At 61.6% G+C, this 18,227-nt stretch carries 13 protein-coding genes and 1 pseudogene; 7 read left to right on the top strand and 7 right to left on the bottom strand.

Annotation, left to right across the window (positions count from 1 at the left end; translation table 11 throughout):
* Positions 1–56: 56 nt before the first annotated feature.
* Positions 57–533: a 2-C-methyl-D-erythritol 2,4-cyclodiphosphate synthase gene (gene ispF, locus N008_RS06365; protein WP_044014628.1), complete on the bottom strand. Its 477-nt coding sequence runs from the start codon at positions 531–533 to the stop codon at positions 57–59.
* A gap of 214 nt (positions 534–747) precedes the next feature.
* Between ispF and N008_RS06360 the strand changes: the two genes are divergently transcribed.
* From N008_RS06360 to N008_RS06340, 5 genes are all read left to right on the top strand, one after another.
* A complete protein-coding gene (locus N008_RS06360; RefSeq protein WP_044014626.1) occupies positions 748–1,362 on the top strand; it encodes a TetR/AcrR family transcriptional regulator in 615 nt (204 codons plus the stop codon).
* A 23-nt stretch (positions 1,363–1,385) separates the two neighbouring features.
* On the top strand, positions 1,386–3,077 hold the full coding sequence (locus N008_RS06355) for a TolC family protein (RefSeq protein ID WP_044014624.1): 1,692 nt from the start codon (positions 1,386–1,388) through the stop codon (positions 3,075–3,077).
* 62 nt (positions 3,078–3,139) lie between these two features.
* The gene (locus N008_RS06350; protein WP_044014622.1) at positions 3,140–4,279 is read left to right on the top strand and encodes an efflux RND transporter periplasmic adaptor subunit; all 1,140 of its coding nucleotides are present in this window, start codon (positions 3,140–3,142) and stop codon (positions 4,277–4,279) included.
* 125 nt (positions 4,280–4,404) lie between these two features.
* Positions 4,405–7,878: an efflux RND transporter permease subunit gene (locus N008_RS06345; protein ID WP_044014620.1), complete on the top strand. Its 3,474-nt coding sequence runs from the start codon at positions 4,405–4,407 to the stop codon at positions 7,876–7,878.
* 191 nt (positions 7,879–8,069) lie between these two features.
* Entirely contained in the window at positions 8,070–8,330 is a 261-nt protein-coding gene (locus N008_RS06340; protein WP_044014618.1) for an acyl carrier protein, read from the top strand.
* Between the two features lie 429 nt (positions 8,331–8,759).
* Here N008_RS06340 and N008_RS24005 read toward each other — a convergent pair.
* Positions 8,760–9,113 (bottom strand): annotated as a pseudogene (locus N008_RS24005) (YkvA family protein); the annotation flags it as partial.
* Positions 9,114–9,292: 179 nt separating this feature from the next.
* Positions 9,293–9,853, bottom strand: a complete 561-nt coding sequence (locus N008_RS06330) for a C40 family peptidase (RefSeq protein WP_231569791.1) — start codon at positions 9,851–9,853, stop codon at positions 9,293–9,295.
* 342 nt (positions 9,854–10,195) lie between these two features.
* Between N008_RS06330 and N008_RS06325 the strand changes: the two genes are divergently transcribed.
* Positions 10,196–10,558 carry a hypothetical protein gene (locus tag N008_RS06325; protein WP_044014614.1) on the top strand — a complete coding sequence of 121 codons (363 nt, stop codon included), beginning with the start codon at positions 10,196–10,198 and terminating at the stop codon, positions 10,556–10,558.
* Between the two features lie 358 nt (positions 10,559–10,916).
* On the opposite strand, the gene N008_RS06320 is transcribed toward N008_RS06325, so the two are convergent.
* On the bottom strand, positions 10,917–11,651 hold the full coding sequence (locus N008_RS06320) for an SDR family NAD(P)-dependent oxidoreductase (RefSeq protein ID WP_044014612.1): 735 nt from the start codon (positions 11,649–11,651) through the stop codon (positions 10,917–10,919).
* A 296-nt stretch (positions 11,652–11,947) separates the two neighbouring features.
* Between N008_RS06320 and N008_RS06315 the strand changes: the two genes are divergently transcribed.
* Positions 11,948–12,517 carry a hypothetical protein gene (locus tag N008_RS06315; protein WP_044014610.1) on the top strand — a complete coding sequence of 190 codons (570 nt, stop codon included), beginning with the start codon at positions 11,948–11,950 and terminating at the stop codon, positions 12,515–12,517.
* Between the two features lie 146 nt (positions 12,518–12,663).
* Here N008_RS06315 and N008_RS21390 read toward each other — a convergent pair whose 3' ends face one another.
* From N008_RS21390 to arsB, 3 genes are all read right to left on the bottom strand, one after another.
* Positions 12,664–15,723: a PAS domain-containing protein gene (locus N008_RS21390; protein ID WP_052381264.1), complete on the bottom strand. Its 3,060-nt coding sequence runs from the start codon at positions 15,721–15,723 to the stop codon at positions 12,664–12,666.
* A 142-nt stretch (positions 15,724–15,865) separates the two neighbouring features.
* A complete protein-coding gene (locus N008_RS06305) occupies positions 15,866–16,924 on the bottom strand; it encodes an ArsO family NAD(P)H-dependent flavin-containing monooxygenase (RefSeq protein ID WP_044014608.1) in 1,059 nt (352 codons plus the stop codon).
* A 133-nt stretch (positions 16,925–17,057) separates the two neighbouring features.
* Positions 17,058–18,155: an ACR3 family arsenite efflux transporter gene (gene arsB, locus N008_RS06300; protein WP_044014606.1), complete on the bottom strand. Its 1,098-nt coding sequence runs from the start codon at positions 18,153–18,155 to the stop codon at positions 17,058–17,060.
* Positions 18,156–18,227 lie beyond the last annotated feature (72 nt).

The following is an 18,227-nucleotide window of genomic DNA, read 5'->3' as shown; positions in this document are numbered from 1 at the left end:
TAAGGACGGGAATTTCGCCGAAGGCTGCATGCATGGCCGCACGCAACTGCGGCGCGCTACTTCGTAATCAGCACCGAGGCGTAGGCGGCCACGCCTTCGCGGCGGCCCACAAAGCCCAGCTTCTCAGTGGTGGTGGCCTTGATGCTGATATCGTCGGCGTCGATGCCCATTACCTCGGCCAGCACGCGCTGCATCTCGGCAATGTGCGGGTTGACTTTGGGGGCTTCGAGGCAGATGGTGGAGTCGATGTTGCTGATGCTGTAGCCGCGCTCCGTGAGCAGGCGCACCACTTCCTTCAGCAGCCGCTTGCTGTCGATGCCCTTGTATTGCGGGTCGGTGTCGGGGAAATGAAAGCCAATGTCGCGCAGGTTGGCCGCGCCCAGCAGCGCGTCGCAGATAACGTGGATGAGCACGTCGGCATCGGAGTGGCCGAGGGCGCCGTGGGTGTGCGGTACCTGAATGCCGCCGAGCCAGAAGGGCAGGCCTTCCTGCAGCTGGTGAACGTCGTAGCCGAAGCCAGTCCGGATTTTCATAGAGTTCAAAAGTGGAAAAGAGACGGAAAGAAATGCCAAGGTACGGCAGCGGCGGGGTTGCGGGCCGGGAAAAAAATGCCGGCTGGTAAAGTAAAAACCGCTGCCGTGCGTCCGCCCAGGCATCGGCCCGGAAATCGGTGAAAACGAATAGCAAAAAATTAATGGAAACTATGGAATCGGTAAAAGTTTCCGCAGTACCTTTGCTGGCGTAATCATGGAAATCAAAGACCGAATCCTGCACGCCGCCATCGGCCTCTTCACCCGCAACGGGATTAAGAGCGTGTCGATGGACGACATTGCTACCCACCTGGGTATCTCGAAGAAGACGCTCTATAAGTGGTTCGAAAACAAGGACCAGATTGTATCAGCCGTCATCCACAACCACCTGACCGGAGTACAGGGTGAGTGCGAAGGCATCATCGGCCACGCCCGCAACGCCGTGGACGAGATGGTGCAGATGATGGACTGGGCCAAGCGGCAGTTTGCCAACGTGAACCCCAACGCCATCCACGATCTGCGCAAGTACTACCCCGCCGCCTGGGGCCTGTTCCACGAGCACAAGAGCAGCTTCATTCTGCAGCAGATTCAGGCCAACCTGCGCCGGGGCGTGCAGGAAGGCCTCTACCGCGCCGACCTCGACATTGAGGTACTCTCGCGCCTGCGCCTGGCCCAGATTGACGTGCTCTTCGACCCGGAAGTATTCCCGCCCGCGCAGTTCGACCAGATGCGGGTGCAGATGGCCTGCAACGAGCATTTTCTGCTGGGCGTGGTGTCGCTCAAAGGCCACAAACTACTGAATGAGTACCGTCATGTGACGGAAGAAGAATAAGCTTCATCACCGCTTTTCCTGATATGAAAACCAACCTTCGCGTGTTGTTGCTGGCCTCCGGGCCGGGCCTGATGGCCCCGGCCGGGGTAGCTCTGGCACAAACCGCCCCGGCCCAGCAGCCGGTGCTGGCTACCTCCGCGGCCGCCGGCCTCATGCCCCTGAGCCTGCAGCAGGCCATCGATTACGCCGTCAAGAACAAGCCTACGCTGCTGGCTACTCGCCTGGGCGAGCAGACGGCCCGCGCCAAAGTGGGCGAAATCCGGTCGGCCGGCCTGCCGCAGGTGAACGTGGCGGCCAACGTGGCCGACAACTTCAAGCTGCAGAAAAGCCTCGTGGACTTCGGGGCTTTGGGTGGCGGTAGCTCGGCTACCACCCTCACGCCAGCCGACATTGCCGCAGCCCAAAGCGGCCGGACGGTAAACCTGGGCACGGTTTCGCTGCCCTCGGAGCCGGTGCCGCCGCAGGCGTTTGCCTTTGGCCTGCAGTGGGCCGGCAACACCAGCGCTTCGGTGTCGCAGCTGCTGTTTGATGGGGCCTATCTCATCGGCCTGAAAGCGGCCAAGGTGTACGAGCAACTGGCCCAGAAGCAAACCCAGCAGGCTGAAATCGATGTGGTGGAGCAAGTGAGCAAGGCGTATTACAGCACACTGGTGGCCCGCGAGCGGCTGCAGCTGCTCTCGCGCAACGTGCAGCGCCTCGATACCATTCTGTACCAGACCAACGAAACTTTCAAGGCCGGTTTTGCCGAGAAGCTGGACGTGCAGCGCCTGCAGGTGCAGCGCAACAACCTGGTAGTGGAGCAGCAGAAAGCCAGCCGCCTCACCGAGCTGAGTGTGGCCCTGCTGAAGTTTCAGATGGGACTGCCGCAAAACCAGGACGTGCAACTGACCGACTCGCTCGGGGCGGCCGTGGTAGATGCCGGGGCTTTGCGTCAGCGCCTGGGCGTGGCCAGCGCCACCACTGGCGGCGGCGTAACCGGCCTGGGCGGCGTGCCCACCGGCACGGCTCCTACCAGCACCAACACCGACGCTCAGCGCCAGCAGGACCAGCAGACGGCCCTCAGCGGCGCGCGCACCGGCCAGCTGGCCGCCGCCTTCAACTACAACAACCGCATCGAGTTCAGCACCCTGGAAACCCAGCAGGCCCTGGCCGGGCTGGACCTGGCCAACCGCCGGGCCGGCGCCTACCCGCGCCTGCTGGCCACGGCGGCCTACGGCTTCTCGGGCTCGGCCAAGAACCCCGGCGACCTGTTCGCCTTCCGCGGGCCTGATTCGCGGGCCGGCAACGGCTTCCCCAACCAGAACTGGTTCGGGTTCGGCAACGTGGGCCTGAGCTTGCAGATTCCGGTGTTTGATGGCTTCCGCCGCAAGTACTTGGTGCAGCAGGCGCGCATTCAGCAGCAGACCATTGAGCGGGGCTTCGAAACCCTGCGCCAGAGCATCGATTTGCAGGACGCCCAGAGCCGCACCACGCTCATCAACGCCTTGGACGTGCTGGACAATCAGAAAGCCAACCTTGATCTGGCTGCCGATGTGGCCCGGGTGTCGCGCATCAAGTTTCAGGAAGGCGTAGGCTCGAACCTGGAAGTGGTGACGGCCGAAACCGAGCTGCGCTCGGCCCAGACCAACTACTACGCCGCCCTCTACGACGTGCTGGTTGCCAAAGTGGACCGCGACAAAGCCACCGGCGAGCTGTACAGCCAGGCCAAGAAGTAAGCTGTTTGCTGATGGCTGCTGGCTGTTAGCTCTTTCTCCGACATTCTCCCTACGACATCGATATGACCTTTTCCCTGCCCAAAGCTATCAGCTATCAGCTCTTAGCCATCAGCTTGTTCACTGCTGCCTGCGGCGGCGAAAAAGACCCTCAGGCCGAACTGGCCGCGCTCAAGAAAGAGCAGGCTGTCAACCAGGCCAAAATTGCCGAACTGGAAGCCAAGTCCGGCGCCAAGGCCGAAGGTGCCGCCGCTCAGACCACGCCCGTTTCGGTCATCAAAGTAGCCCCCGAGAGCTTCAAGAGCTACCTGGAGCTGCAGGGCCGCGTGGATTTCGACCAGAACGCCACCGTGGCTGCCCGCGCCGCCGGCACCCTTACCAGCCTGCGCGTGCAGCGCGGCGACCGGGTGAGCAAGGGCCAGACCCTGGCCACCGTCGATGCCAGCATCCTCGACGCCAGCATTGCCGAGCTGCGCACCCGCATGGACCTGGCCCGCGTGATCTACGAAAAGCAGAGCCGCCTCTGGAAGCAGGAAATCGGCACCGAAATCCAGTACCTGCAGGCCAAAAACAACTATCAGGCTCTGCAGCGCAACCTGGCCACGCTCAACCAGCAGCGCGCCCTCTACACCGTGGTGGCCCCGTTTGCGGGCACCGTGGACGACGTGCTGCCCAAACTGGGTGAAACGGTAGCCCCCGGCGCGCCGGTAGCCAAAATCATCAGCAGCGGCGGCTCGGGCAAGATTCTGGCCGAAGTATCAGAAGCCTACGCCTCGCGCATTAAAGCCGGCGACAAGGCTCTGGTGACCATTCCAGACCTGGGTGGGGAGGAGCTGCCCGCCACCGTGCGGGTGGTCAGCAGCACCATCAACCCCACCAGCCGCACCTTCACCACGGAGCTGCGCCTGAGCGGCGGCAAGGCCGGCCAGCTGCGCCCCAACATGGTGGCCAACGTGCGCATCCAGAACTACGCCCGCCAGAGCGCTACTGTGCTGCCCGTGGACTTGGTGCAGAAAGACGAGCAGAACAGCTACGTGCTGGTAGTGAGCGACAAAGGCGGCAAGAAAGTGGCCGCCAAGCGCGTTATTCAGACCGGCCAGACCTACAACGGCAAGGTGGAAGTAACCGGCGGCCTCCAGGCCGGCGACCAGGTGATTTCGGCCGGTTACCAGACCCTGAACGAAGGCCAGGCAGTGACCCTGTAGGAAACTACCTGATGTAGAGACGCGACACTTCGCGTCTCCGCGTTGAACGGCGCTGGTAGTCGTTCTGGCAATGAGACGCGAAGTGTCGCGTCTCTACATCTGCTAATCAGCTCAAAGAAAAAGCCATGCAGGATTTAGAAAAGGAATTTGGACCCACTTCGTGGTCCATTAATAACAAAACCAGCATCTACATCATCACGGTGCTGCTGTGCGTGGCGGGGATTTTTGCCTACATCAAGCTGGGCAAGGAGAAATTCCCCGACATCGTGATTCCGCGGATCATCGTGGCTACTATTTACCCCGGTACCTCGCCGGCGGATATCGAAAACCTAGTGACGCGCCAGCTCGAAAAAGAGCTGAAAAGCGTGAACGGGGTGAAGAAAATCAACTCCACCTCCAACCAGGACTACTGTATCGTCGATATCGAGTTCAACTCGAACGTGGACGTGCAGTACGCCAAGCAGCTGGTGAAGGACGCCGTGGACAAGGCCGCGCCCGAGCTGCCCAACGATTTGCCCTCGCCGCCGACGGTGAAGGAAATCAACATCTCGGAGCAGCCCATCATGTTCGTGAACCTGAGCGGCAACCTGCCCGCCGTGCAGCTCAAAAAGTACGCCGACGACTTCCAGGATAAGATTGAGGCCCTGCCCGAAATCACCCGCGTAGACATTGTAGGCGCCCTCGACCAGCAGGTGAACGTGGATGTGGACCTGAACAAGCTGCGGGCCTCGCGCCTGGGCTTCTCCGACATCAGCAACGCCATTGCCCGCGAAAACGTGACCATTTCGGGCGGCTCCATTGACGTGGGGTCCCAGAAGCGGGCCGTGCGCGTGGCCGGCCAGTACGTGCGCGCCGAAGACATTGCCGACATCCAGGTGAAGAACCTCAACGGCGCGGCCGTGCGCCTCGGCGACATTGCCACCGTGCAGGATGGCTTCAAGGACCGGGAATCCTACGCCCGCCTCGATGGCAAGCCCGCCATTACCCTGAACGTGGTGAAGCGCCAGGGCGAAAACCTGATTGACGCCTCCGACAAAATCAAGGCGCTGGTAGCGGAGTCCGAGAAAACGCTGCCCCGAGAGCTGAAGGTGACCATCACCGGGGACAGCTCCAACGACACCCGCGTAACCCTCCACGACCTGATCAACACCATCGTTATCGGCTTCCTGCTCGTAACGGCCATTCTGCTGTTCTTCATGGGCACCACCAACGCCATGTTTGTGGGCCTGTCGGTGCCGATTTCGATGTTCCTGGCCTTCCTGATTATCCCGGGCTTCGACTTCTCGCTGAACATGATTGTGCTCTTCGCCTTCCTGCTGGCGCTGGGCATTGTGGTGGACGACGCCATTGTGGTTATCGAAAACACCCACCGCCTGCTGCACGAGCACCCCGAGCTGACCACCGAAAAGGCCGCTAAATTCGCGGCCGGCGAGGTATTCGTGCCCGTACTGGCCGGTACGCTCACCACGGTGGCGCCCTTCGTGCCGCTGATGTTCTGGCCCGGCATTGTGGGCTCGTTCATGTACTACCTGCCCGTGACGCTCATCATCACCCTGATGTCGTCGCTGGTGGTGGCCTTCATCATGAACCCGGTGTTTGCCGTGAGCTTCATGGAGCGCGAGGAGCACTTCGAGGAAGACCTGCACAGCAAGCCCAAGCTTACCAAAGGCCTCAAAATTGCCGTGGGCGTGCTGGTGGTGCTGGGCATCCTGTTCAACGTGCTGGCCCTGGGCGCTACGCCCGAGGTAGGCCCCGACGGCGAAACCAGCGGCCTGATTGGGCACTTCGTGGGCAACATCTGCCTGGCCCTGGCCGGCTTCATCCTGCTCGACAAGTTTGTGCTGGTGAAGATGATTGCCTGGTTCCAGACCCGCGCGCTGCCCAAGTTCCAGAACGGCTACGCCAACCTGGTGCGCTGGTCCATCAACCACCCGGCTTTGGTGATGATCAGCGTGGTGGTGCTGTTCCTGGGCTCGTTCGTGGCCATCGGCCTGCGCGGCCCCAAGGTGGACTTCTTCCCCAAAGGCGACCCGAAATTCATCTATACCTACCTGAAAATGCCGGTAGGTACCCGCGTCGAAATCACCGACTCCATCACCAAAGTGCTGGAAAACCGCATCTACGGCGTCATCGGCCGCCAGAACCCCGACGTGGAATCGGTGATTACCAACGTGGCCATCGGCGCCGGCGACCCGGGCGACGCGTCATCGTCGAGCGGCACGGCCATGTCGAACATGGGCAAGGTGGCCGTGGCTTTCAAGGAGCTCAGCGACCGGACCGGCCCGGCCACCGGCACCTACATGGATAAAATCCGGGAGGTAGTGAAAGGCATTCCCGGCGCCGAAATTTCGGTGGATCAGGAAGCCAGCGGTCCGCCCCAGGCCAAGCCCATTGCCATTGAGGTGATTGGCGACGACTACCCCACGCTGGCCAAGCTCAGCAAGAAGGTAACGCGCTACGTTGATTCGCTCAACATTGGCGGCGTGGAAGCCCTGCGCTCCAACCTGGAGGACCGCAACCCCGAAATTGCCGTGAACATCGACCGGACCCGCGCCAACCGGGAAGGCATCAGCACCGGCCAGATCGGCCTGGAAGTGCGTACGGCCATCTACGGCTCGGAAGCCAGCAAATTCAAGACCTCCGACGACGAGTACCCCGTGCAGGTGCGCTACGCCAAGCCCTACCGCAACGACGTGGACGCCATCATCAACGCCCCGCTCACGTTCCGCGACGCCACCGGCGCCGTGCGGCAGGTGCCCATTTCGTCCATTGCTCAGGTAACCTACGGCAGCACCTACGGCGGCATCCGGCGCAAAGACACCAAGCGTGTCATCACCATCAGCTCCAACGTGCTCAACGGCTACACCGGTCCTGATGTGGTAGCCAACATCCGCACGGCGCTGCAATCCTTCCCCACACCGGCCGGCTACACCATCAAGATGGGCGGGGCCGAGGAAGACCAGAAGGAAACCACCGACTTCCTGCCCATGGCCGGCCTCGGGGCCCTGGGCCTCATCTTCCTGATTCTCGTCACGCAGTTCAACTCGTTCAGCAAGCCGCTTATTATTCTGTCGGAAGTGCTGTTCTCTATTGCCGGCGTGTTCTGGGGCCTGGCCATCACGGGCCAGAACATCTCCATTGTGATGACGGGCGTGGGTATCATCGCCCTGGCCGGTATCGTGGTGAAAAACGGGATTTTGCTGGTCGAGTTCATGGACATCCTGCGGGCGCAGGGTATGCCGTTGCGCGAAGCCATTGTGCTGGCCGGCCGCACCCGCCTCAACCCGGTAATCCTGACGGCCACGGCCGCCACGCTGGGCCTGATTCCGTTGGCCATTGGCCTCAACATCGACTTCTACGAGCTGTTTGCCAGCGGCGACGCCCACTTCTTCATCGGCGGCGAGTCGGTGGTGTTCTGGGGTCCGCTAGCCTGGACCATCATCTACGGGCTGGTGTTTGCCACCGGCATTACGCTGGTAGTAGTGCCCGTGATGTACCTGCTGAGCGAAAGCCTGAAGCTGCGCCTGAAAGGCACCCCCGAACCCGTAGCCGATGCCGAAGAGGTGGAGGCTGCCACGCCGCCGGTGCTCACGCACTAAGCGGCCGCGCAATAGCCGGGCCGCCGAAGCGCGGTGGTTCGGCCATTGTTTTTTCGTTTGCCAAATTTTTTGCCGGCCCGGTGCAACCATTCACCGGTGCTGCAGGCTCCTCCGCCCGCACGGGCGCCCGCAGGAGTTGGCTGGCCAAGCTGCCGCAATTTTTTTCAGTACCCTACGTTTCCGTCGTTCCTATGATCACCTCAACGACCTCCGCCGCCAAGTCCATTCAGCAGCAGGTGCTGCGCATCATCAGCAAGCGTAAGGCCATCAAGGCCCGGCGCCTGCGTATCGGTAGCAACCTCAGCCGCGAGCTGGGCTTCGATACCGTCGATGTTGTCGACATCATTCTGGAGCTGGAGCGCAACTTCCAGATCACCATTCCCGACGAAGTGCCCCTGGCCACCGTCGGCGACTTTGTGAGCTACGTGGCTTCTCACGCCAAAGCCGCATAGCTTCACCTCACCAGGTTGCGCGATAAAGGACCATTATACCACAAGTTTGGCTGCGGCTGAATGGCCACAAAAAAGCCCTGCATCAATTGATGCAGGGCTTTTTTGTGTTTTTGGGGCAGAGCTTATCTAGCGGACGTTGCCGCCGGCGTCGCCACCGGCTGGCCGGGCATCGGCCGATGTGGTGGGCTCACGGCTGCTGTCAGTAGTGTTGGCCGCTACGTCGGAGTGGGCAATGCTGGCCGTTGCTGGGCTGCTGTCGGTATTGGGCTTGATGGGCTGTAGGGCCGGGGCTTCCACCGGGGCAGTTTTGGGGGCGCCAGCCGATGCTTTGTCCTCAAACGGCCGTGATTCTTCCACCACCATCGGGCGGGTTTTCTCCCACTCGGCAAACCGGTCCATTTCTTCTTTGATGGTCGTGCTGAACCAAGCTACCAGCGCTACGTCGTCGAGCAGGCCCAGTACCGGGATAAAGTCCGGAATCAGGTCGATGGGGCTCAGGAAGTAAATGGTAACAGCTACGGCCGCTACTACGGTGCTGGTAGGCAGCCCCGTGTACTCACCCGAGATGGAAGCGCGAATCAGGCGCAGCAAAGTCTGGAGCGTTTCCCAGGCTTCGTGAGCAATGGTACCAAGGTCGTTTTTCTCGCTGGCCTTGGTGTACGCGTCGTTCAGCAGTTGCTTAACGCGGGTTGGCTTCTTGATATATTCTTCGGCCTTGCCAAGAAACTTCTTGAATAGGGCGGAGGAGGCAATATGCTCGCCTTTGGGAGTGGAGTTATCCATCAGGAGGGAAGAGTGAGAAGTAGAAAGGGCTGGGTAGATGGTAGCTGGCCTCGGCACAGTCTGGCCACTGCCTGCCTATACTGTTTCAGCGCAAAATGGTTTTCCGGCGTCGCAAGCCCCCAGAAAAAACGCCCGGCTCTGTCAGGAGCCGGGCGTTGTCTGATGCATTGGGAGGCAGTCTAGTTGGTGGCAACCCGGCCGGCCGCGTAGAAATTGCGGCTGTAGTAGGCCTGGTTGAGGGAGCTGACCATCACGCCGCCGTTGCAGGCCGAGTGGGCGAATTTGCCATCCTTCAGGTAGATGCCCACGTGGTAGATGGGCTGGCCCGGGCCGCGACGGAAGAATACCAGGTCACCGGTTTCCATTTCGGTTTTGGCTACGTGCTTCACGCTGCTGAACATGGAGCGGGAGCTGCGCTGCAGCGTGATGCCGTACACTTCCTTGAAAACGCGGGTTACAAAGCCGGAGCAGTCAGTGCCCTTTTTGGAGTCGGCGCCGTAGCGGTAGGGCGTGCCGATCCAGTCGAGGACGGTGCGCAGCAGGGTGGTGTTTTCGGTGCGGGCGAGGCGCAGGCCCAGGGCCTGCCCGTAGTACTCGTAAGCGGCCGAGTCGCTGGCGGCAGCGGCGGGCTTCTCTTCCTCGTCGAGGGAGAAACCAGAGAATAAAGACGCTTCGGCGGCAACAGGAGCGGAAGCGGTGGGAGCAGTAGGCGTTTGTTCGAAGAAGAAAGACAGGGCCATGGAGGCCGCGGCGAGGCAATACAGGAGTGGGTTCTTCATTGTCCGTCGTGGGGTGGCAAAAGTGGTTTTCGGCTAGGGCCGGAGAAACCAGGAAGTACTTCTTTCGTCGATAGAAGCGGGATGAAAAAGAGGTCGAAAAAACCGTTTGAAACCGAAGAAATAGATGGATTCTATTTTCCCCTGATGGTTAAAGCTAAGGCTAAAGTTTGGAAACTGCTTAGCTTGCGCCGGGGGAAAGGTAAATATTCTTTTGGGAGTTATATTTTTTATTTGAATTATTTTGATGGGCATTGCAACCTTGCCTCTGATCCACAGCGTATAACGCGCCCGGTTTTTCATCCCATGGCAACACCCCGCATCATCGAGAATTCGCCCCTGGCCCGCCTGGCCCGCCTGAAGCTCGGGACGCGCAGCGTGGCCATGGTGCTGGGCCGGCAGATACACCTGAGCGGCGCTACCAAAGAAGAGTTTCTCAACGACCCCTACTGGGTGGCCCACGAAATGGAGCACATCCGGCAGTTTGAGCAGTATGGCCGGCTGGGGTTTCTGTGGCGCTACCTGCTGGGCTGGGCGCGGCACGGCTACTACAACATTCCATTTGAGGCCCAGGCCCGGGAGGCTGGCCGCCGCAACGCGGCTCTGTACGCCCGCGGCCAGCCGCTTCCCGATCCGGCTACCATGCACCAGGGCCCAAAGAGTAGCTGAGCAACGGAGTAGCTGCGTAAGCAAGGTGCTGCTGCTACGCACAACCGCCCGGCCCCTCTCATTGGAGAGAAGCCGGGCGGTTGTGTCTTAAACCCTGCTGCCTGGTGAGTAGCCCGATGCCCGGAGCCACAGGCATACTTGCCACAAGCTGCGGAGAACAAGAAGAGCTAGAGCTAAAAGGCTAGTTCCCCTCCTTGGAAAGGAGGGGTTAGGGTGGTTGATACCGTCAGAACAATGGTTAGAGCTAGTTCTAAAACCGTCTAACGAGCATCAACACCCTAACCCCTCCTTTCCAAGGAGGGGAACTAAAGATGGTGCCATATCCGCAGCCTAGGTTACCTAATTATAATAATGATACTTACAGCGCGGCCAGGCGGCCGCCGTCGGCTATCAGGGTGGTGCCGTTGATGAAGCTGGCTTCGGCGGAGGCCAGAAAGCAGATGGCCGCGGCCAGCTCAGCGGGCGTGCCCACTTGGCCGGTAATCTTTTCTTTGCCGCTTTTCACATTGGGGTTGCTCCACAGCATGGGCGTGTCAACGGCGCCGGGCGCCACGGCATTAATGCGGGCGTGGGTGTGGGGAATTTCCTGGCTGAGGCCGCGCACGAAGGCTTCCATAGCGCCTTTGCTGGCAGCATAGGGTACCACATGAGGCGTGGTCTGGTGGGCATGCACCGAGCTGACGGCCACAATGCTGCCGTGCTTCATGTGGGGCAAACACAGCTGCGTGAGCCGGAACAAGCTGCGCAGGTTTACGTGCATGAGCGTGTCCCAGTCTTTGGGGTCGAGCTTGAGAATAGGCTCAAACGTCATCATGGCCGCGTTGCTGACCAGCACATCAATCTTGCCCCAGGCGGCCAGCGTTTTATCCACGGCGGCCACCAACTGGGCGTCGCGGCCTACGTCGGTGCGAATGAAAATGGCTTCGCCGCCTGCCTCTTTTATTTCGCGCACTATGGCACGACCGTCCTGGGCGTCGCGGCCCAGCACGGCCACCCGGCCTCCCTCGCGGCCCATCTGTAGTGCTACTGCCTGCCCTATGCCTGACGTTGCGCCCGTCACGAAGCACACTTTATTCTTGAACCGCTGCTCCATACGAGAGTCTGAAAGAAGAAAAACCACTGCCGGTAGCCGGCTGCTCCCGCAAAAACGGCCAGTCGGCTCAGAAGTTTACCGGGCCGCCTCAAACGTCCTCGCCGCCCGCTGCGGCCATTGGCATAGGCGTGCAGCCGTGGAGGCGTAAGGGCCTCTGCAAACAGGGATTATGGCGGCGATGAACTTGACCCGATCAATAAAATCGGCAACCCGGCGTCCGGTTTTTTCGAATACAACCCAGGAGCTGCCAACCGGCAGGCTTCACTCAGACATTTACTTTCTAACCTTCTACTATCATGGATAACAAGCAAAACCAGCCGAATGCCGGCCAGAACTCTGCCGCCAACGCCGCCAATAAACCTGCTTCAACTTCGGCCACTCCTTCGGCTGCATCCACTTCGGCCAGCCCTGCCACGCCAGATACGGCGCGCAGCAGCCAGCCCGCATCGGCTACTACTGCCCCTGCAGCCGCTTCTACCCCCTCGACTAGCACCGACAGCCGTTCCGAAGGTATCAGCCGCGTAATTGCCGGAGCCGACAAAAACGCCGGTCGTAAGTCCTGGCTTGATCAGGAGCAATGGTCGAAAAGCATCAACGAGCTGCCCAAGTCGCTCAAGGACCTTGGCAGCAAGGCACTGGATCAGGTGAATTCGCTGACGCCTACCCAGAAAGTGGTTGGCGGTGCTCTGCTGGTAAGCGGCCTGAGCTGGCTGGCATTGCGCAGCAAGAGCAGCAACTCGTCGTCGGTAGCGGGTACCCGCTACACGCCCAAAGCCGAATCGAAGTGGAAGCCCAGCAGCGAGTCAGTATATCGCGGCAGCACTACTTCGGAGCGCGACACTGACTTCGACAACGACCGATTCTAGTTCTAAATAGCTGATTCGCACAGGTTCAGTCCGGTGCCGATAAGACGGCTGCTAAGTGGAAAAGCGTCATCTGCCCTAAGCAGATGGCGCTTTTTTGCTCTCGTGGTAGGGTGAATCCTCTATTCACGACAGACTTTGCCGGGTGTTCAGTGGGCGGGTCTGGGTAGCGTAATCGTGAACCGAGTACCTACGCCGGGCTGGCTCTGTACCCCGATGCTGCCCCCGGCGTTTTCCACGATGCGCTTCACCATATACAGCCCCACGCCCGAGCCTTCTACGTGCGTATGCAGGCGCTGAAACATCACAAACAGCTTGCTCTGTTGCTCCTGCGTTAGCCCCAGCCCGTTGTCCTGCACTTCTAGCAGCGCAAAGCCGGGCAAACAGCTGCTGCGCACCTGCACCACCGGTGGACGGTCGGGGTGGGCATACTTAAGGCCGTTGCTAAGCAGATTGTAGAGGATGCTGCGCAGGTTTTTAGGCGAAAAATACACCGTGGGGCATTCGGCTACCTGCATCAGAAGCTGCCCGCCCGAGGCCAGCAGCACCGGAACCAGGTCGAGGCGTACAGCTTCAATGTGGGCGGCCAGGTCCAGGGGCTCGGTAGGCTCAGTCTGGGCCAATTGCAGCATGGCCACGTCGGAGAGGTAGCCCAGGGTTTGCTGGAAGCGCGCTACCGAGTCCTGCATCAGGGCCAGTAGCTGCGTAACCTGGGCGGCGGCCAGCGCTTCGGCGGGTAGCTGTTCGCGCAGGGCCAGCAGCAGCCCCTCGATATTGGCAATGGGAGCTTTCAGGTCGTGCGACGCCGTGTATACAAAGGTGTCGAGGTCGGTGTTGGTGCGGGTGAGCTGGTCGTTGGTGGCTTGCAGGGCTTCGGTCAGCTGCTTGAGCTGTTGGGCCGACATTTCGGAGGCCTGCCGCGCCAACACCTGCGCCGTTACCTCGTTGCCTAGCGCAATCAGCCCTGTGGGGCGATTGTCGCCATCATACAGCGGCTGGAAGACGAAGTTGAAATACCCGAGGGTTGGCTGGCCGGTATGGGCGCGTGCCAGTGTCACCGGCATATCCGTGATGGAGTGGGCCGTGCCGTTGGCCACCACATCGGCCAGCACCTGCTCCAGGCCCTGGCCGGCCGTGTCGGGCAGCGCTTCGAAGTAAGGCCGGCCCAGCACCTGCGGCAGCGTCCGGCCCCACAGCCGGGTCATTTCCTGGTTGGCCAGCTCTAGCACCAAACGTGGGCCGCGCATGATGGCAATGGCCACCGGCGCCTGCTCGAAGATCCGCTGTAGCTCGGCCTGCTGGGCTTCGCGCTGCTGGCGGGCCAGCACCTGCTCGGTGGCGTCAAACGCAAACACCGATACGCCGGCCACCTGCCCCTGTTCCCGGTAGGCCTGGTAGGTGAAGTTGAAATACCGGGGAGCCGATAACTGCCCGTCCGGCTGCACCACGGTGAGGGGCAACTCGTTGCCGACGTACGTTTTGCCGGTTTGAAAGACCTGATCGAGCAGCGCCACAAATCCCTGTTCAACGGCTTCCGGCTGGGCCTCAGCAATGGTGAGGCCACGAAGCTGGCGCCCCGGAAACAGGCGGCCATACGCCGGGTTGAAGTACTCGATGATGTGGCTGGGCTCGCGCAGCAGCAGCACGGCCGCCGGCGTCTGCTCAAATACCTGGTACAGGTTTTCGCGCTCCAGCAGCCGCCGTTGCGCGGCAGCCAGCAGTTCAGCCTGCATGGTGGTCACCTGCTGATGCGCCACCACCTTGTCGGTTACGTCGATGATGAAGGCCAGAATACCCTGCGTCTGCGTACTCTCGTCAACCAGCGGCTGGTAGCTAAAATCCACGTACCGTTGCTCGGAAAAGCCGGTGGTGGAATCTTGCAGGAGCAGCGGCACTTCAGTACCGATAAACGCCTCGCCGGTAGTAAATACGCCGTCGAGCAGGGTGGTGAAGCCCTGTTCGGCTACTTCGGGCAAAGACTCGGCAACAGCCTGGCCGCGGCGCGCGCGGCCGGTTGCCAGGCGCTGGTATTGCTCATTGAAAAAAACATACCGGTGTTCCGGGCCACCGAGCGTGGCTACGGCGGCCGGCACCTGCTCCAGAATCTGCTGGAGCATGGCTTGCTGCCGGCGCAATAGTTCCCGTTGCTGCTCCGCTTCGTGCAGGGCCTGCTGCATATCGTGGGTGCGTTCCGTCACCCGGGTTTCCAGCTGCTGGTTTAGCAGCTGCAGCTGCAGCTGCGTTTTCGACAGCTCTGTGTTGGCGTGCAAAAACTCTTCGTTGCTGGCGCGTAGCTCTTCGTTGATGGCCGCCAGCTCCTCGTTCAGGGCCTGCACCTGTTGGCGGGCCATCACCTGCGCCGTTACCTCGTAGGCAAAGACGAAAATACCGTTTATGTCGCCTGCCACCGTGCGGCGGGCCTTATAGATGAAATTGTAGTACCGTTTTTCCAGGTCCCGTGGCCGGGTGCCGCTGTGGTCGAGCTGCACCAGCATTTCAGAGGCCCGGAAGGTTTCGCCGGTGCGGTACACTCCGTCGAGCAGATCAAAAATGGGTTGGCCGGCCAGCTCGGGCATGGCCTCGGCAATGGGCCGGCCCACCAGCTGCCGGTTGCCCACCAGGGCCTGATAAGGTGGGTTCACGAACTGGAAGACATGCCGGGGCCCGTCGAACACGCAGATCATGGCCGGAGCTTCCTGAAACGTGTCGTACAACTGCTGGCGCTGCAGCGCAACGGCGTCGTGCACCAGTTGCTCCCGGGTATGGCTGACCTGCAGGGTTTCTTCGGTGCGCACCTGCTCCGTTTCGTCGAGCACACCATGGATAATGTGGCGTACCTGCCCCCCGGCGTCCAGTACCGGCACGTTGCGTGTCAGCCAGTAGCGCCCCACAAAGCGGCCGGGCTGGCCGGGCTCCGGCACATCGTAGCGCTGGCGCGGTATGGTGTGTGGCTGCCGCGTTGCCAGTACCTGGTTGAGAGAGGCGCGCAGGTTGGCGGCGGCGTGGGTTTGAGGTGCTGCCGGGTTGTCCGGAAATACGTCGAACAGCAATCGACCTAACAAGTCTTCGCGCCGGGACAGGGTCGCCAGCAGGTACGCTTCATTTACGGCCTCAATCACCAGTTCGGGCGAAAGCAGCAGATACGGATCGGGCAGCAGGTTGAAGACGGGCAGGAAGGCAGGTAAATCGGGAGCGTAATCGTCGGGCATAGAGAGCAGGCTACGGCAGGCAGGTAGGAGGTATACGGCAACCTGACGAAAGGAGCCCGGCAAATCCTTGTCAGATCCACTTAAGCTTAACGACCCTAAAGGCTGCGCTCCGTTGCATCCACAAGTTGGCGCTACTGCTGCACTATCTGACCCCCGAAGCCGCCAGATGCTCCCTGATTTCCTCGACAGTAGCCCGGGCCGAGCGCCCCACACCAATAAGAGTGGCCGAGGCGAAGCCAGTCCAAGAACCGTAGCCGACCAGCCACAAGCCTGCGGCGGCGGTGGCCCGGGTGCCTGCCGTGACCACTCGCCCATCCGGCTGCAGCACGCCCAGGCCGCCCAGGAGCGCCAGCGCCGGCCGGAAACCCGTGCACCAGATGATGGCGTCAATGGTTTCCGAGCGGCCATCAGGCCACAGCACGCCAGTGGCCGTGAGCTGGCGGAAGGGTGGCACGCTGTGCAGCACCCCGCGCGCCCGGGCCGCGCGCACCGGCTCCACCATCACCACGTCGCCGAGGGTGGGGGGCGGGGCGGTCTGGCCGACGTGGTAGCGCTGGGTGGCTTGTTGGAATAGCACGCGCCCGTCCACGTCGTCGGGCAGGAAGCGGGGCGCGTGCTCAGTTACCCAGGTGGCGCTCGCCACCTCCGACACTTCAGCCAGAATCTGGGCCCCGGAGTTGGCGCCGCCCACCACCAGCACCCGTTGGCCGGCAAAGGGCGCGGCGTGGCGGTACTGGGCCGAGTGCAGCTGCACGCCGGCAAACAGCTCCAGGCCGGGATAGGGCGGAATGTAGGGCTGGCTCCAGGTGCCGGTGGCGCACACCACGGCCCGCGCCGCCCAGGTGCCGTGGCTGGTGCGCACGGCATAGCAGGTGGCCGTGCGGGCTACGTCCTGCACGCGCACGGGCCGTTGCACCGGCAGGGCGTAGCGCGCTTCGTACTGCGTGAGGTAATCGATGACGGCGTCGCGGGCCGGGAAACTGTTGTCGGGCGGGCGGGGCATGAGCCAGCCGGGCAGCGAGCTGGCATCGGCCGGCGAGAACAGGCGCAGCGAGTCCCAGCCGTGGCGCCAGGCCCCACCCGCCGCCGGCTGCTCATCGAGCAGCACAAACGACACGCCGGCCCGCCGCAGGTAGTAGCCCACCGCCAGCCCGCTCTGCCCGGCCCCGATTACCAGCACATCCGTCGTGAAATCAGTCATAGGAAGTCAGGGAAAAGGGAGCGGGAATATGTGGGGTAGCAGTAGCGCGAACTTTGTAGTTCGCGTCCCCGTGCCGTTCGAACGATTCCAACGGCGCGGGGACGCGAACTGCAAAGTTCGCGCTACTTGTTTACTACGCAGCCCGCCCGTCTCCGCCGTACCAGCGGCGGCGAAACCAGAAGGCTAGGTTGACCAGCGCAATCAGAGCCGGCACCTCAATCAGCGGGCCGATGACGCCGGCAAAGGCCTGGCCCGAGTTCAGGCCGAACACGCCGATGGCCACGGCAATGGCCAGCTCGAAGTTGTTGCCGGTGGCGGTGAAGGCAATGCTGGCATTCTCGGCGTAATCGGCCCCCAGCCACTTGCCGGCCGCAAAGCTGAGCACGAACATCACCCCGAAATAGATGGCCAGCGGCAACGCAATGCGCAGCACGTCCAGCGGCACCTGCACAATGGTTTCGCCCTTGAGGCTGAACATCAACACGATGGTGAGCAGCAGGGCAATGAGCGTAATGGGGCTGATGGCCGGAATGAACACCGCTTCGTACCAAGCGTTGCCCTTCAGCCGGCGCAGGATGGTGCGCGAGAGGAAGCCGGCCGCAAAGGGAATGCCCAGGTAGACGAGCACGCTCTGGGCAATGTCCCGGATGCCGATGTTCACGGCGTAGCCTTGCAGCCCGAAGTAGGGCGGCAGTACCGTGATAAACAGCCAGGCCAGCACCGAGTAGAACAGCACCTGAAAAATGGAATTCAGGGCCACGAGGCCGGCCGCGTACTCGCGGGAGCCGTCGGCCAAATCGTTCCAGACCAGCACCATGGCAATGCAGCGGGCAATGCCGATGAGAATCAGGCCCATCATGTACTCGGGCTTGTCGGGCAGCAGCCAGATGGCCAGCAGAAACATCAGCAGCGGCCCCACTAGCCAGTTCAGCACCAGTGAGAGGCCGATTATGCGGGTGTTTCTGAAGACTTTGGGCAGCTCCTCGTACTTGACCTTGGCCAGCGGCGGGTACATCATCAGAATCAGGCCCAACGCCAGCGGTACGTTCACGGTGCCCACCGAAAAGTAGTTGACCGCGTCGTTGATGCCGGGCACGAAGTAGCCCAGGCCCACGCCCAAAGCCATGGCCAGAAATATCCAGAGCGTGAGGCCCCGGTCGAGGCCGGAGAGTTTCTTTTCGGCCAGCGCCGCCGGAGCCGGGGCGGTGGCAGGAACGGGAGTAGGCTGCATAGAAATCAGAGAAAAAAGGCCGTACGGTGCCGTCCCGCTAGTTCAGGCGGGGACGGGGAGGTAGGAAGGAGC

This window comes from Hymenobacter sp. APR13 (genome assembly GCF_000737515.1).
In the GTDB taxonomy this organism is placed as follows: Bacteria; Bacteroidota; Bacteroidia; order Cytophagales; family Hymenobacteraceae; genus Hymenobacter.
Note: the sequence above shows the minus strand (reverse complement) of the source record. Positions and strands in the feature narration are given on the sequence as shown.